This is a genomic window from Actinoplanes subtropicus, assembly GCF_000721705.1.
Taxonomy (GTDB): domain Bacteria; phylum Actinomycetota; class Actinomycetes; order Mycobacteriales; family Micromonosporaceae; genus Actinoplanes; species Actinoplanes subtropicus.
Genome location: NZ_JOJL01000021.1, coordinates 146,799 through 161,087, shown reverse-complemented (window position 1 = coordinate 161,087; position 14,289 = coordinate 146,799). Strand labels below are relative to the sequence as shown.

General features: G+C 71.6%; 13 protein-coding genes. 7 read left to right on the top strand and 6 right to left on the bottom strand.

Going from position 1 to position 14,289, the window contains the following annotated elements; all coding sequences use genetic code 11:
• Window positions 1-17: 17 nt before the first annotated feature.
• The 3 genes from IH26_RS0128035 to IH26_RS0128025 are packed head-to-tail and all read right to left on the bottom strand — an operon-like array spanning window position 18 to window position 3,273.
• The gene (locus IH26_RS0128035) at window positions 18-1,283 is read right to left on the bottom strand and encodes a serpin family protein (protein WP_030439232.1); all 1,266 of its coding nucleotides are present in this window, start codon (window positions 1,281-1,283) and stop codon (window positions 18-20) included.
• 4 nt (window positions 1,284-1,287) lie between these two features.
• Window positions 1,288-2,586 carry a vanadium-dependent haloperoxidase gene (locus tag IH26_RS0128030; RefSeq protein ID WP_030439231.1) on the bottom strand — a complete coding sequence of 433 codons (1,299 nt, stop codon included), beginning with the start codon at window positions 2,584-2,586 and terminating at the stop codon, window positions 1,288-1,290.
• Window positions 2,587-2,631: 45 nt separating this feature from the next.
• Entirely contained in the window at window positions 2,632-3,273 is a 642-nt protein-coding gene (locus tag IH26_RS0128025) for a VC0807 family protein (RefSeq protein ID WP_051808584.1), read from the bottom strand.
• A 94-nt stretch (window positions 3,274-3,367) separates the two neighbouring features.
• On the opposite strand from IH26_RS0128025, the gene IH26_RS0128020 reads away from it, so the two are divergent.
• From IH26_RS0128020 to IH26_RS0128000, 5 genes are all read left to right on the top strand, one after another.
• Window positions 3,368-3,754 (top strand): VOC family protein, encoded by a 387-nt coding sequence (locus IH26_RS0128020; protein ID WP_030439229.1) that lies wholly within the window; start codon window positions 3,368-3,370, stop codon window positions 3,752-3,754.
• Between the two features lie 221 nt (window positions 3,755-3,975).
• Window positions 3,976-4,221 (top strand): FitA-like ribbon-helix-helix domain-containing protein, encoded by a 246-nt coding sequence (locus tag IH26_RS0128015; RefSeq protein WP_030439228.1) that lies wholly within the window; start codon window positions 3,976-3,978, stop codon window positions 4,219-4,221.
• Window positions 4,218-4,640: a type II toxin-antitoxin system VapC family toxin gene (locus tag IH26_RS0128010; RefSeq protein WP_030439227.1), complete on the top strand. Its 423-nt coding sequence runs from the start codon at window positions 4,218-4,220 to the stop codon at window positions 4,638-4,640. Before IH26_RS0128015 ends, IH26_RS0128010 begins: the two co-directional genes overlap by 4 nt.
• Window positions 4,641-5,559: 919 nt before the next feature.
• Window positions 5,560-6,633, top strand: a complete 1,074-nt coding sequence (locus tag IH26_RS0128005) for a hypothetical protein (RefSeq protein WP_030439226.1) — start codon at window positions 5,560-5,562, stop codon at window positions 6,631-6,633.
• On the top strand, window positions 6,624-7,835 hold the full coding sequence (locus tag IH26_RS0128000; protein ID WP_051808582.1) for a hypothetical protein: 1,212 nt from the start codon (window positions 6,624-6,626) through the stop codon (window positions 7,833-7,835). The genes IH26_RS0128005 and IH26_RS0128000 overlap by 10 nt, the downstream gene beginning before the upstream one ends.
• Here the strand turns inward: IH26_RS0128000 and IH26_RS0127995 are convergent.
• A complete protein-coding gene (locus IH26_RS0127995; RefSeq protein ID WP_030439224.1) occupies window positions 7,745-8,851 on the bottom strand; it encodes an MFS transporter in 1,107 nt (368 codons plus the stop codon). The two genes, IH26_RS0128000 and IH26_RS0127995, sit on opposite strands and share 91 nt — an antisense overlap.
• A 62-nt stretch (window positions 8,852-8,913) precedes the next feature.
• Window positions 8,914-11,301, bottom strand: a complete 2,388-nt coding sequence (locus IH26_RS0127990) for an ATP-binding cassette domain-containing protein (RefSeq protein ID WP_034216066.1) — start codon at window positions 11,299-11,301, stop codon at window positions 8,914-8,916.
• Window positions 11,302-11,392: 91 nt separating this feature from the next.
• Between IH26_RS0127990 and IH26_RS0127985 the strand changes: the two genes are divergently transcribed.
• Entirely contained in the window at window positions 11,393-12,238 is an 846-nt protein-coding gene (locus tag IH26_RS0127985; protein ID WP_030439222.1) for a hypothetical protein, read from the top strand.
• Window positions 12,239-12,273: 35 nt separating this feature from the next.
• On the top strand, window positions 12,274-12,921 hold the full coding sequence (locus IH26_RS0127980; RefSeq protein WP_030439221.1) for a DUF4232 domain-containing protein: 648 nt from the start codon (window positions 12,274-12,276) through the stop codon (window positions 12,919-12,921).
• A 77-nt stretch (window positions 12,922-12,998) separates the two neighbouring features.
• On the opposite strand, the gene IH26_RS0127975 is transcribed toward IH26_RS0127980, so the two are convergent.
• On the bottom strand, window positions 12,999-14,141 hold the full coding sequence (locus IH26_RS0127975; RefSeq protein WP_030439220.1) for an NAD(P)/FAD-dependent oxidoreductase: 1,143 nt from the start codon (window positions 14,139-14,141) through the stop codon (window positions 12,999-13,001).
• Window positions 14,142-14,289 lie beyond the last annotated feature (148 nt).

Below are 14,289 nucleotides of genomic sequence, written 5' to 3'. Positions count from 1 at the left end.
CCTCCACGGTGTCTCGCTCACTCGGCGGGCCTGGGGCCGGCATCGGCGGCGGGCACGTCCTCGGGCTCGCTGACCCAGGCGGAGAACACCGGGACGCCATGCCAGGGACCGATCACGACGCGCTGCCGGTCGGTGTCGTAACGGGTGTCGGTGGCGACGGCGATCACCGCGTACGGGTGGCCGAAGCGCAGTTCGGCGATCCGGGCGACCCCCGGCGACGGCGCGCTGTCGATCGTGAAGAACCCGCTGACGGCCGCGGCCTCGAAACCGTACCGGCCGTATCGGGCCATCGCCGTCTGCCTGGCCGCGAAGTCCAGCTTCGTCTCGAGCATCGTCGCCAGGATGCGGGCCGCGGCGGGAAATCCGAGGCCGTCGGCTCTCAGATCGTGGTCGCTGGTCGCGGACCAGCAGGGCAGCACCGCCCGGTGTTGCTCCTCGCGTCCGTCGGCTGCTCGCGTCAGGACGGGCTCCTCGCGAATGGTCCACAGGCGGTCCTCGCCGAGCGGCAGGTCGAACAGCGACCGCCGCCCGGCTGGTCCGCCATCGGTGGCCGCCGGGCCCAGCTGGTAGGCGGCGGCCAGGACGTCGGCGGGCTTGACGTCGGGCGCGGCCGCGATCGAGACAACCGAGAGGCCGGCCTCGTCGAGCCGTGAACGACCCGACTTGGCTCGTGCGACGTGCACGATCACATCGCCGGCCCGTTCGGTCGTCGCGATGTACGAGGTGTGCCCTTGCTCCGGGGTCCGCAGCGCCCGGGTCAGCCGGCCGGCCCAGCTGCTGTGCGGCCCGAGCGCGCCGGCCGGAACGACCTCGAAGGGCTCCTCCCACGACACCCGCGTCGCCAGCGCGCTGGCCAGCGCCAGGACCACCTCCAGCGACATCTGCAGCGGAAACCGCTCGATGAGACCGAGAGTGTGCTCCCGCGCCCAGGCGTCGAGGCTTGCCTGGTCCGGCAGTGGCCCGACCTCGGTCGCCCGCGGCAGCGTGGCCTTCCACCGGCTCAGGCCGCCGATGTCGTACCCCGGCCGGTGCCACATCGCGGTCGCCGACGGCACCAGCGGGTGGGGGTTGTCCAACAGCGCCGCGGCCGCCGTCGCGGCGCGCATCGCGTCCATGCCCAGTATCTCGGCCAGCTCGTCGCGGGACGCGCCGGTGCTCGCCGGCGCGCACAGCGCGAGCAGCAGCCACGCCCCGAGCGGCGACGCGACGTGGTGCTCATCGCCGACAACGGCGTGCAACCTCTGGGCATAACCGGCCAGCGGATCCCACAGCTCGGTCGTCATGGGATCACAGCGGGCAGACGCCGAAGTGCTGAGGCCCGGCGCCGCGCAACAGCCGCGTGGCCAAGGTCTCGCCCGCGACGCCGCGCCCGATGGTCAGGCCGGCCTGGTTGCTGAACTCGAAGTGCTGGCCGCCGAAGATCCGGGAGCGCCCGGCCTCCGCCGCGGCCGCCGAGAAGCCCGGGTAGCTCCGGGCCGCACCGCCCGGCGCCGAATCCGTGGCCAGCGAGAACGGGACCGCGTCGGTGCAGAAGAAGCCCTGTAGGACGGCAGCGCCGGCGCCACTGTACGAACTGTGCCCGGAGACGTACTCGGGCGTGCCGCCGATCGCGCCGGCGCGGGCCGTCCACGCCGGGTCGGCCGTGGTCGACGGGTTGCCGTCGGTGTCGGCCTCGCGGATCGCCGTGGTGGGGCGCCAATGCTGGTACGTGAACTTGGTCGCCACGGTCGCCACCGACGTGTCCGACAGGGCCATCGTCAGCAGCGCGGTCAGCCGGACCTGCTCGGCCAGCGGCAGGTGCCGGCTCGCGGCGACGGTCAGCGCGATCCGCAGCCATTCGCCGGGCGGCTGGTCGGATCCGGCAGGCAGCGACCAGAACTGGAACGTGGCCAGCAGGTCGGGCGCAGGCAGGGCGGCGTTGCCGAGCACCTGCACCTCGGCGAGCGCGCCCGCGTAGGCGACCGAGTCCAGGGCGGGCGGCGGCCCGGGGACGTACCGCAATGGATCCGCCACCGCGAACGGCCGCACGTGGCGATACTGCGTCCCGGCCCACGCGGCCCGGAAGACGCCCGGACCGGCCCCGGCCGGCTGGCTCTCCACCGGCGTCGACCCGTCGTCGGCCCGTGCCGCGACCACCCGCTCGCCGACCTGGCTGCCCCACTTCGCGCCGCTGGTCACGGCATGGCCGGTGCCGAGGCGGGCGAGGTCGGCGGCCAGCGCGGCGTCGTAGTCGGCCGCCCGCGGGGCGTCCAGCCGGGTCAGGACGGCGTGCGCCGCCGACACCGCGGCCGCCTGCTCGTCGCCGTCGCGCGGGCCCGGCCCCGGCACGAGGGCCGGCGCTCGCTGCGGCCGGCTGCGGGCGCCGGCGATGCCGTTGACCGCGTCGTACATCGCGATGTCGACCATCGCGTAGAGCCGGGCGGCGTCCGCGTCGGAGGACCGGGTCACCCGCACCGCGTTCAGGGCGCGCTCGTTCCAGCTTCGTACCGCGTCGAGGTCGACCCGGGCGGACTGCGCGGTGGCGGGCACCCCGAGCCCGGCGGTGACGAGCCCCAGCACGGCGGCGAACACCAGCTTCTTGATCACGGCAACCGCCCCCCTCCACTGAGTACAGTGCGCCCGTACGGCCGCTCAGTGTGCCGCTGTGTAGGAAATCGGACGCCCCTGGGTGCGGCTCGCGATGTACTTCGCCTGCCACCCGATCAGCCCCGCGAAGGTGACCACGGTGAGCGCGGTGGAGACGCCGACCATCACGTCCACCGGCAGCAGGTTGACCAGCACCACCCGGACGGCCGCCTCGGTCAGCAGGCCGAAGCCCCACACCAGCGAGACGATCCGATGGCCCTGCCGGACGGCGGGGTTGTCGGCGTACTCCCCGGCCAGCTCCGCCGCCCGCCCCGGCTGGAAGCTCTGCTGGGCGGCGAGCGTCAACGGCCGTCCCCGGAACGCGGTGACCAGGAACAACGAGCCGATCACCGCGGACAGCACCGAGTGCTTGACCAGCAGCCAGCGCGGGTCACCGGTCAGCAACGTGAACAGCAGCCCGACGCCGAACACCGCGCCCATCAGGGCCGAGAACGGGCTCAGCTTCCGGCTGCGCACGGCCACCCAGGCGATCCGGGCGCCGGCCGCCACGGTGCCGGCCAGCAGCGCCGCGCCGTCGCCGACGCCGAACGCGTGCAGCCCGTAGTAGGCGGCCACCGGCAGCCCCAGATCCCAGGCCATCGAGCGGATCATCGCGGTCATGCCGTTCTTCTGCGTTTCGAAGCTCATGCCTTGATCCTGGCGGCTGCCGGGGTGCCCCCGGGACGACCGAGGTGATGAACGAGGTTGTCAACCGGTCGGTGGACACGGCAGCGTGGAGGCCATGCTGGCTGCCGCGCGCGTCGTCGCCTTCGTGCCCTCCACCGACCTGGGCCGCTCCCGTTCCTTCTACGAGTCGGTCCTCGGCCTGCCGGTCCTCTCGGCCGACGGCTTCGCGGTCGTGGTCGACGGCCCGGGCGGCCACATCCGCATCACCGACGTGGGCTCCGCGCTACGCCCCCAGCAGTTCACCATCCTCGGCTGGGAGGTCCCCGACATCGCGGCCGAGGTCGACGCCCTGACCGCAAGGGGAGTCCACTTCCTCCGCTACCCAGGCATGCCCCAGGACGACCACGGCGTCTGGACCGCCCCGGGCGGCGCGCAGGTCGCCTGGTTCCACGACCCCGACGGCAACACCCTCTCCCTCGACCAGCAGCCGAGCGAGACCTGAGCGTTTCCCTTCCGCACCTTCGACCGTACGGCTCAGACAGGTACCCGCCGTACCAGGGGCCGCCGGCTGCAACACCGGCTCCGACCCCGGCCGCCGGGCGGGCCCGGCCCAAGACGTCCCGGAAGGCCACTACCCAGGACTCATCCCGATACGAAGCGCAATCGGTACGCCGCCCGGGCGGTGCTAGCATTGCTATCACCGCCGAACACCAGGAGTGAGCCGTGGCAGCCCTCAGCATCCGGGATCTGGACGACTCCGTGCGGGAGAAGTTGCGCCGACGCGCGGCGCGCAACGGCCGGTCGATGGAGGCCGAGATCCGCGCCATCCTCACCGACGCCGTCACTGACGACGCGCCCCGATCCGACCTGTTCAGCGCGCTGACCGAACGGTTCGCCCGGCTCGGCGGCGTCGACCTCGAGCCGCCGGCGCGGCACACGCCACCCCGCGCGGCGGACCTGCCGGAATGATCGTTCTCGACACCAACGTTGTTTCCGAGCTCATGCGCGCCGAACCGGCGGCCGCCGTCCGCGCCTGGTTGCAGCGAAACGGCGGCAGCGGCCTGTACACGACCACCGTGACGGTGGCCGAGATCCGCTACGGCATCGCGCGCCTGCCCGAGGGCCGCCGCCGCGAAACACTCCACCAGGCCGCCAACGAGATTTTCGCGGCGTTCCCCCGCCAGGTCCTGCCCTTCGACCTCGCGGCGGCCAACGCCTACGCCGACGTGGTCACCGTCCGGGAAGGACTGGGGACTCCGATCGACGGCTTCGACGCCCAGATCGCCGCAATCTGCCGTTCTCAGGCGGCGATACTCGCCTCTCGCAACTCCAAGGACTTCACCAACACCGGAATCGCCATCGTCGATCCATGGCAGCCGGCCGATTGATTCTCACGGCGAGCGCCGGTTCCGATGCCTTGACCGTACGGTCGACACCAGTCCCCGGTGTGCCCGGCCGCCGATTGCAACACCGGCCCGACCCCGGCCGCCGGGTTGGCCCGCCCCAGTAGCACGACGCCCCCGCTCTGCGCACCACGACGCCCCCGCTCTGCGCACCACGACGCGCCCGCTCTGCGCACCACGACGCCCTGCTACGTACCGCTCGCAGCCGTCCTTGCAGATCTAGGAGGCGCCGCGTTAGCAGCGAACGGAATCTCTTCACCGACGCCCTCGCCCCTCGCCGACGCTGGAGTTTTCCCGTCAGCTGTAAACGCCGCGCCTTCAAGATCCCGGAGTGGGACAGCCCGGCCCCCGGGCGGGGCAGCGGCGGGTGGGGCAGTGGGCAGCGGGCGGCGCGGGAGCAGCGGGCGGCGAGGCAGCGGCGGGCGGGCGGCGAGGCAGCGGGCGGCGAGGCGACGGCGGGCGGGCAGGGGGCCGCGGGGCCCCCTCGATGGCGTGCTGGAAGTCGTTGTCCTCGGCGCGGTGGCGATGGTGGTGACCCTCTTCGCCCCGCGGGGACTGTGGGGCGCGATCGCCGGCCGCTGGAACGTCTCGCTGCTCCGGTGGGCTACCGCTACCGGCGCTTGTGAGGCCGGCTCGCGGCGGCCCGCCCTGACCGCCGCGAGGACCGGCTCGCGCGGCAGCCTTGCCGGTGACTGCCGCGTACCCTACCGGACATATCGGGAGCCCCCTGAACTTCAGGGAACTTCGATGTACTTAAGGTAGCTCCAGTGGCACGTGAATCCGCGGTTCAATCGCATTCACGTGAATACGTGGCGCCATCTGCCACTCGACGCCAATGGGCTGGATCGCTCGTAGGCCGCGGCCTAAACTTCCCTCTCCTGAAGTTTGGTGAAGGGCTTCACTGATGGAACCGGCCGAGTCGCCCGATACCCGCCTCGCGCGACGTCTCCGGGCGCTCCGACTTCAGCACTGGCGCGGCATCAAGGTCACCCAGCAGCAGATCGCCGAGGCGCTGGGCGGCGAGAGCCCGCTGAGCCTCTCGCTGATCTCCTCATGGGAGTCCACCCGTAACCCCGCGCTGCCGCCGGCGACCCGGCTGATCGGTTACGCCACCTTCTTCGCCAGCCGGCGCTCGGTGGCGTCGGAGCCGGCCCGGCTGCTCGCCGAGGCCGAGCTCACCGAGAGCGAGCGCCTGGAGCGGGACGGGCTCTACACCGACCTGCTCAGCCTGCGCTTCCCCGAGGAGGTGCCGCCGGCCGCCGCCGACGCCACCCCCGACGAGCGGGGCCGGAGCACCTGGTTCTTCCCCGATCAGCAGCCGATCATCATGGTCTGCGGGAGCCTGCCCCGGCGTTTCCGCGAGCGCATGCCGTTCACCGACCCCAAAGATCCGGACTACGTACGGTCGTACGGCATGGCCGATCTCGATGCGCTGATCGAGCTGCACGGTCACATCCGGGCGGTCAACCCGGCCGCCGACGTCCGCTTCTGTCTCTCGGCGGAGCTGGAGGAGGACGATTTCACGTCGCACCTGGTGCTGATCGGCGGCGTCGACTGGAACCCCCTCAACCGCGACATCACGCGGCGGCTCGTGCTCCCCGTCCGGCAGCAGATGCGGGTCACCGACGAGGACCCGGCCTATTTCTCGACCGCCGAGGGCGAGCAGTTCAAGCCGGTGCTCGACGAGGGCAACGGCACGCTGCTGGAGGACGTCGCCCACTTCTTTCGAGGGAACAACCCCTACAACACCCGGCGGACCGTTACTTTGTGCAATGGGATGTACGGCCGCGGAACCTATGGCGCCGTCCGGTCGTTGACCGACGCGAAGTTTCGCGATCGTAATGAAGCCTATATCCGAGAGCGCTTTCAGGGAGCGCCGGCATTCAGCATCCTGATGCGGGTCCGGACCAATCCGAATGGAGCCGTGGTGACCCCCGACTGGACGTTGGCCGAGGATCGGCTGCACGAGTGGCCGTGATCGCGGGCGCGCACCACACATCCCACCGAGGTCTCATCGATTTTGCGGCGCCCGCCGGGACCGTCGCCGAGGTCGACGCCATCCTCGTGCCGAGCGCGCGACCGGCCGCCGCGCTGGCCGAGGCCGGCCGCCTGGCCGCCGCGCTGGGCTGCGTCCTGCTGGTGCTCTGCAGCAAGCACTCCGACGCGGCCCGGGCCTTCGCCGTCCTGACGCGCCGGCAGCCGGGGCTCGACGTGGTCGCGGTCGACTACCCCGAGGGCGGCGTGGAGCGGCTGCCGCCGTTGTGGACGTCGACGGTTCTCGGCCGCAGCCGGTTGATGCGGCGCACCGACACCAGCGCCAAGCGCAATCTCGGTCTGGTATTGGCGCGGCTCGCCGGCTGGAAGCGGGTCGTCTTCCTGGACGACGACATCCGGGTCCCGGACCCGCTCGATCTGGGGCGAGCGGCGGCCCTGTTGGACACCCGCGACGGGGTCGGGCTGAACATCGGCGGCTACCCCGACAATTCCGTGGTCTGCCACGCGAACCGGGAGACCGGCGCGCCGCAGGACACGTTCATCGGCGGGGGCGCGCTGGCGGTGCCGGCCGACCGGATCGATTCGTTCTTTCCCGAGATCTACAACGAGGACTGGTTCTTCCTGCTCGGCGAGACGATGCTGCGCCGGGTCGGCCAGATCGGAGTCGCGGTGCAGAAGCCCTACGATCCGTTCGCCGACCCCGATCGTGCCCGGAGCGAGGAGTTCGGCGACGTTCTGGCCGAGGGGCTGTTCGCCCTGTTCGACAACGGCGGCCGGATCGCCGATGCGGATCACGCGTACTGGACGATGTTCCTCTCGGCCCGGCTCGACTTCATCGACGAGATCCAGAAGCGGATCAAGGACAAGGGTGGCCCGGACGCTCCGCGCGAGCGGCACATCCTCGACTCGCTGGCCGCGTCCCGCGGCCGCCTGCAGTTCATCTGGCCGAGGACCTGCGTCGCCTACATCGAGGCGTGGCAGCAGGACCGGGAGCGCTGGCGCCGATTCATGAAGGGCGTCCGCCCGATCAGGAGTACGGCGGGCGGACGGGCCGCGATCGACGTGGCCGCCGACCGGCTCGGCCTGCGGGCGTATCACTCCTCTGGCTCCGGCCCGGTCCGGGCCAGCGCCGGCGCCAGCAGCGCGACCACGGCGACCATCGGCACCAGCGCGAGCAGCGTGTAACCGAGGCCGAAGCTGCGGGCCAGACCGCCGATCGCCAACGGTCCGAAGATGCTGGCGCTGTAGCCGACCGCCGTCATCATCGCCACCGCCGAGGCCGTCGCGACGTTCCCGGCCGCGCTCAACGCGGCCGGGAAGGCCCAGCAGATGCCGATGCCCCAGCCGAACGCGCCGGCGAACGCCCACCAGCCCGCCTTGGTGAGCACCACGAGCCCGACGCTCACCCCGGCCAGGATCGCGCCGGACCGGACCACGCCGACCGCGCCCACGTGCCGGTGCGGTCGCTCCGCGGTCAGCCGGCCGGCCGCCATCGCGGTGACGAACAGCGTGTAGCCGAGCGCGGCGCCGGAGTGCGACAGCCGGCGTACCTCGTTCAGGTAGACGGCGAGCCAGTCGCCGGCCGCGCCCTCGACGAGCGCGCCGCAGAACAGCAGCGCCCCGATCGCGGTCAGCCGCCGGATCGGCAGCCGGCGCCGCGACGTGACCGCGTCCGGCCGGGAGACCTTGCCGTCGTCCAGGTAGCTCAGGGCCAGCACGCCCAGCGCGGCGGCGGTCAGGGCGACCCCGATGAGGTACGGGGCGAGCGGCACGCCGATGCGGGTGGCGGCCAGTCCGAGCCCGGCGCCGGTCATGCTCCCGATGCTCCACCAGCCGTGGAAGCCGCTCATCACGTGCTTCTGCAGGCCGCTCTCGAACGCGTACGCCTGCACGTTCATGCCGGCCTCCCAGACCCCGCCGCCGATGCCCATCGCGAACAGCGCGAAGGCCAGCGCGGCCGGCGACCGGCAGAACGCGACGGCCGCCAGTGCGGGCAGCGTGACGGCGAGCCCCACGGTCAGCACGGGCCGGCCGCCGTAGCGGTCGCTGGCCGGCGCGGTCAGTACCATGGCGGCGAGCGTGCCGACGCCGAGCAGGAAGAACGCGAGGCCGAGGCGAACCAGGTCGCCGTGCGTACGGTCGAGGATCGCGGGCAGGCGCGACAGCCAGGAGGCCTGCGTCGCCCCGCTGATCGCGAACACGAGACTGATCCCTCGAGCGGACCGCACACCTCACCCCCGCGTCACTCTAACGGGGGTATTACTTACCGTCGATTGACAATGAGCGGAGCGTGTGCGCCGTCCACGTAGGAGGCCAGATGGCGGCCGGTCAGGGTGGAGCGGTCGGCCACCAGGTCGGCGGGGGTGCCCTCGAAGACCACGCGGCCGCCGTCGTGGCCGGCGCCCGGGCCCAGGTCGATGATCCAGTCGGCGTGGGCCATGACGGCCTGGTGATGTTCGATCACGATCACGGACTTGCCGGCCTCGACGATGCGGTCCAGCAGGCCCAGCAGATTCTCCACGTCGGCCAGGTGCAGGCCGGTCGTGGGCTCGTCGAGGATGTAGATGCCGCCCTTCTCGCCCAGGTGGGTGGCCAGCTTCAGGCGCTGGCGCTCGCCGCCGGACAGAGTCGTGAGCGGCTGACCCAGGCTCAGGTAGCCCAGCCCCACGTCGGCCAGCCGGGCCAGGATCGCATGGGCCGCCGGGGTTTTCGCGTCGCCGGTGGCGAAGAACTGCTCGGCCTCGGTCACCGGCATGGCCAGGACCTCGCTGATGTCCTTGCCGCCCAGTTTGTACTCCAGGACCGACGCGTCGAACCGCTTGCCCTCGCACACCTCGCAGGTCGTCGTGACGCTGGCCATGATGCCCAGGTCGGTGTAGATGACGCCGGCGCCGTTGCAGTTCGGGCAGGCGCCCTCGGAGTTCGCGCTGAACAGCGCGGGTTTCACCGCATTGACCTTCGCGAACGCTTTGCGGATGGGTTCGAGCAGGCCGGTGTACGTGGCGGGGCTGCTGCGCCGGGAGCCCCGGATCGCGCCCTGGTCGATGGTGACCACACCGTCCCGCCCGGAGACCGAGCCGTGGATGAGCGAGCTCTTGCCCGAGCCGGCCACCCCGGTGACCACCACGAGCACGCCGAGCGGGATGTCGACGTCCACGTTCCGCAGGTTGTGCGTGTCGGCCCCGCGTACGGCCAGACTGCCCTGGGCTTTCCGGACCTCCGGCTTGAGCGCCGCCCGGTCGTCGAGGTGCCGGCCGGTGAGGGTGCCGCTGGCGCGCAGGCCCGCGACGGTGCCCTCGAAGACCACCTCGCCGCCCGCCCCGCCCGCGCCCGGGCCGAGGTCGACCACGTGGTCGGCGATCGCGATCGCCTCCGGCTTGTGCTCGACGACCAGCACCGTGTTGCCCTTGTCGCGCAGCCGGATCAGCAGGTCGTTCATCCGCTGGATGTCGTGCGGGTGCAGGCCGATGGTGGGCTCGTCGAAGACGTACGTGACGTCGGTCAGTGCCGAGCCGAGGTGCCGGATCATCTTGGTGCGCTGCGCCTCGCCGCCGGAGAGCGTGCCGGACGGCCGGTCGAGCGACAGGTAGCCCAGGCCGATCTCGACGAACGAGTCGAGCGTCGCCCCGAGCGCGGTCAGCAGCGGCGCCACCGACGGCTCGCGGAGCCCGCGGACCCACTCGGCCAGGTCGCTGATCTGCATCGCGCAGCAGTCGGCGATGTTCTTGCCGTTGATCTTCGAGGAGCGGGCCTCGGCGGCGAGCCGGGTGCCGCCGCACTCGGGGCAGGCGGTGAAGGTGGCCACCCGCTCGACGAACGCGCGGACGTGCGGCTGGAGCGCGTCGATGTCCTTGCCGAGCATCGACCGCTGGATCGACGGGATCAGCCCCGCGTACGTCAGGTTGATGCCCTCGATCTTGACCTTGGTCGGCTCCTTGTGCAGGAGGTCGTTGAGCTCCTTCTTGGTGAACTTCTTGATCGGCTTGTCCGGGTCGAAGTAGCCGACGCCGCGGAAGATCCGGCCGTGCCAGCCCTCCATGCTGTAGCCGGGGATCTTGATGGCGCCCTCGTTGATCGACTTTTCCTCGTCGTACAGCGCCGCGAGGTTGATGTCGTTGACCGAGCCGCGGCCCTCGCAGCGCGGGCACATGCCGCCTAGGATGCTGAAGCTGCGCCGCTCCTTGGTCTTCTGTCCGCCCTTCTCGAAGGTGACCGCGCCGGCGCCGCTGACCGAGGGGACATTGAACGAGTACGCCTGGGGCGAGCCGATGTGCGGGTCGCCGAGCCGGCTGAACAGGATGCGCAGCATCGCGTTGGCATCGGTCGCGGTGCCCACGGTCGAGCGCACGTCGCCGCCCATCCGCTCCTGGTCGACCAGGATGGCGGTGGTCAGCCCGTCGAGGACGTCGACCTCCGGCCGGGCCTGCGTCGGCATGAAGCCCTGGATGAAGGCGCTGTACGTCTCGTTGATCAGCCGTTGCGACTCGGCCGCGATGGTGCCGAAGACCAGCGAGCTCTTGCCCGAGCCGGAGACGCCGGTGAACACGGTGAGCCGGCGTTTGGGGATCTCGACGCTGACGTCCTTGAGATTGTTGACCCGGGCGCCGTGCACTCGGATCAGATCGTGGCTGTCGGCGGCGGCCTGGGACATCGTCTCTCCTTCGGGCGCGGGCGGCTCGCTCCTAACCTAACCAGTCGTACTCTGGGCGCTTCTCCATTCCTGATCGAAGGGCGGGTCCCGCATGAGGACGGCTACGCGGCGGCTCGCCCTGTGGCGGGCCGATCTGGTGGACGGGGTGTGTGCGGCTCCGGAGGAGTGCGTGCCTTTTTTGCGCGATAAATCGGATATATCGGTTGTTTTGGAGCACCGGGTGCGGGGGATCACCGCGACCCGGGAGGTCTTCCCGGCCGGCCTGCGGGAGGACGTCGAGTGGCAGTTCACCGGCCTGGCCTGGCCGCTCGACCTGCACCCCGGCGTGCTGGTCACGGTGGTCTGGCCGGTCGGCAAGAGCGAGGTCGTGGTGCGGACCACCGCCCTGGACGAGCCGATCAACGTGGACGGGATCAACTACTTCCACGAGTACGATCCGAAGGTCGTCACCCGCGAGTTCGCGGCCGGCTCGTCCAACCGCGGGCGGGTGCTGGCCGCGGTGCGGCAGAAGGGCCGGGTCTTCGAGGACGGCAGCGCGGTGCTCGCCGAGGCCGGGCTGGCCGCGCAGACCGGGCTCGGCCGCGGTGCCAAGGCCGCGTTCCTGCTGCGCAACGCCGTCGACCAGTTGATCCGGGAGGGCTACCTGACCCGGGTCGAGGGCAGCGTCGAGTCCTCCGGCTATCCCTGGTACCCGGCGGTCGCCGGGCAGAAGCCGGCCGACATGCTCTTCTACGCGCCGCTGGTCGAGCCGGCCGACCCGGACGACGACGAGGCGAGCGAGCGCCGAGACCACCTCGTCAACGGGTTCCTGCGGCGGCTCCCGCCCGGGGCGCACGCCTCGGAGAAGCAGGTCACGCTGCACGAACAGGTCGACGGGACGCCGCTCGAGCCGGGCTACACGTACGTCAAGAAACACCATCGCGGCACGAGTTCGTGAGGTAGCGGAGATCCTCGCCGGGTTTCCATGGAGCCATGAAACGACTCCTGGTTCTGCTGGCCGCGCCGCTGCTGCTGGCCGCCGGTTGCTCTTCCGCCTCGAATGGGACACCCGCGGACGGCCCGACCAGCGCGCCGGCCTCCGCGGCGACGAGTGCGCCGGCCACGGCGGCGACGGGCGCGCCGGCCACCGAACCGAGTGGCACGGCCGCGCCGGGCACGGGCGGCGGCGTCTCGTCGACCGGGCAGGCGAGCACGTCGCGGTGCCACACCGGCGACCTCAAGCTCTCGCTGGGCGAGGGAGAGGGCGCGGCCGGCACGGCGTACGTCCCGCTGATCTTCAAGAATGTCTCGGACCGCACCTGCACGCTGTACGGCTTCCCGGGCGTGTCCTGGGTGGCCGGCGACGACGGGCACCAGGTCAACGTGCCGTTCGCCCGCACCGACGCGGCGAAGAGCACGATCACGCTGGCGGCCGGCGCGGTCGCGCACGCCACGCTGGCGACGCACGACGTGGGGTTCTACGACGCCGCGCAGTGCCGGGCGGTCAGCGTCCGCGGCTATCGGGTCTACCCGCCGGACGAGACCACGTCGATCTTCGTCCCGCTGGCCACGAAGGCCTGCTCGGCGAAGGGCATCGACAAGGGCAGGGTCTCGCCGATCGCCAAGGGCGCTACGGCGTAGTCAGCGCCTACTCGCGCGGGTCAGCTCCACTCGCGCGGGTCAGCTCCACTCGCGCGGGTCGGCTCCCCTTCCGCGGGTCAGCTCCACTCGCGGCCGAACCAGCGGCGGATGCGGTCGGCGCCGAAGGCGGTCTTGTCGGCGGCCAGGGCGGTCGAGGGGCCCTCCAGGTCGCCGACCGGCGGTTGCCCGGCGAGGAACGTGACGCCGACCTTGGCCACCTGATCGTGGCCGAACTCCAGGTAGCAGATGCCGTGTCCGTCGTACACCGCGGTCGGGATCTGGCCCTTGATATCGGCGATGATGCGGGCCGCCGCCACGGCCGCCTGGCCCTCGGCGAAGACGCCGGCCTTGGGGGTGCCGACGCTGGTGACGTCGCCGACGGCGTACACCCGCGGGAAGGTGGTTTCCAAGGTCAGCGGATCGACCGGGACCCAGCCGTCGACGGTGAGCCCGGAATCGGCCACGACCTGCGGCACGCGATGCACGGGCACGCCGAGGAACAGGTCGTAGGACAGTTCGCTGCCGTCGGCCAGGACGGCGATCTTGCGGGCCGGGTCGAGCTCGCGGACCAGACGCTCGGGCAGCCAGTCGATGCCGCGCTCGGCGAACGCCGCCAGCACCGCGTCCGAGGCCTTGGGCGACGGCGGGATCGGCTTCCCGAGCGGCATCACCAGGGCGATCTCGGAACGGCCGCGAAGACCACGAGCCTCCAGCATTTCGTGTACGAGGAGAGCCGTCTCGCTCGGGGCGGGCGGGCATTTGAACGGTGTCGAGGTGACGGCCACGACGACCTTGCCGCCGGCGAACTCCCGGAGGACCTCCCGCGCCCGGAACGCGCCCGCGACGGTGTAGAACTCGGTGCCGCCCTCGACCAGGCCGGGTGTCGCCTCGGGGTGCAGGTCGGCGCCGAGCGCGACGACGAGGATGTCGGCGTCGAACCCGCCGGCGGTGGTCTCGACGTGCCGGGTGGTGGGGTCGATGCCGGTGATCGTGGCGCCGACGAACCGCACGCCGGGGTTGACCATGTCGGCGTAGCGGTGCAGCACCTGCTCGGGCCGGCGCCGGCCGAACATGACGTCCAGCTTCGAGAAGCCGAAGACGAAGCCCTCGGCCCGGTCGATCAGGGTCACCTGGGCGTCGTCGCCGCAGCGGGCCGACACCTCCGTCGCCAGCTCGAGCCCGCCGAACCCGGCACCCAGCACCACCACGCGCGTCACCACGGCGCCAGCGTATCGCCAGACAGGCGGTCGCCCGTTCGGTTCCGGTCCACTGCCGTCCGGGTGCGTCTGGTCGCATGCGGAGGGGCTTGCGCGTTGCTTGTATGGTCTCGTCCGCGGAGTCGATTGGCGATCATCGCTGGCTCGCGGG

Bases quoted from the DNA above. Each gene is read 5' to 3' on its own strand.
- IH26_RS0128035 (WP_030439232.1), bottom strand. From the start codon at position 1,283: ATGACGACCGAGCTGTGGGATCCGCTGGCCGGTTATGCCCAGAGGTTG.
- IH26_RS0128025 (WP_051808584.1), bottom strand. From the start codon at position 3,273: ATGAGCTTCGAAACGCAGAAGAACGGCATGACCGCGATGATCCGCTCG.
- IH26_RS0128020 (WP_030439229.1), top strand. From the start codon at position 3,368: ATGCTGGCTGCCGCGCGCGTCGTCGCCTTCGTGCCCTCCACCGACCTG.
- IH26_RS0128010 (WP_030439227.1), top strand. From the start codon at position 4,218: ATGATCGTTCTCGACACCAACGTTGTTTCCGAGCTCATGCGCGCCGAA.
- IH26_RS0128005 (WP_030439226.1), top strand. From the start codon at position 5,560: ATGGAACCGGCCGAGTCGCCCGATACCCGCCTCGCGCGACGTCTCCGG.
- IH26_RS0127990 (WP_034216066.1), bottom strand. From the start codon at position 11,301: ATGTCCCAGGCCGCCGCCGACAGCCACGATCTGATCCGAGTGCACGGC.
- IH26_RS0127985 (WP_030439222.1), top strand. From the start codon at position 11,393: ATGAGGACGGCTACGCGGCGGCTCGCCCTGTGGCGGGCCGATCTGGTG.
- IH26_RS0127980 (WP_030439221.1), top strand. From the start codon at position 12,274: ATGAAACGACTCCTGGTTCTGCTGGCCGCGCCGCTGCTGCTGGCCGCC.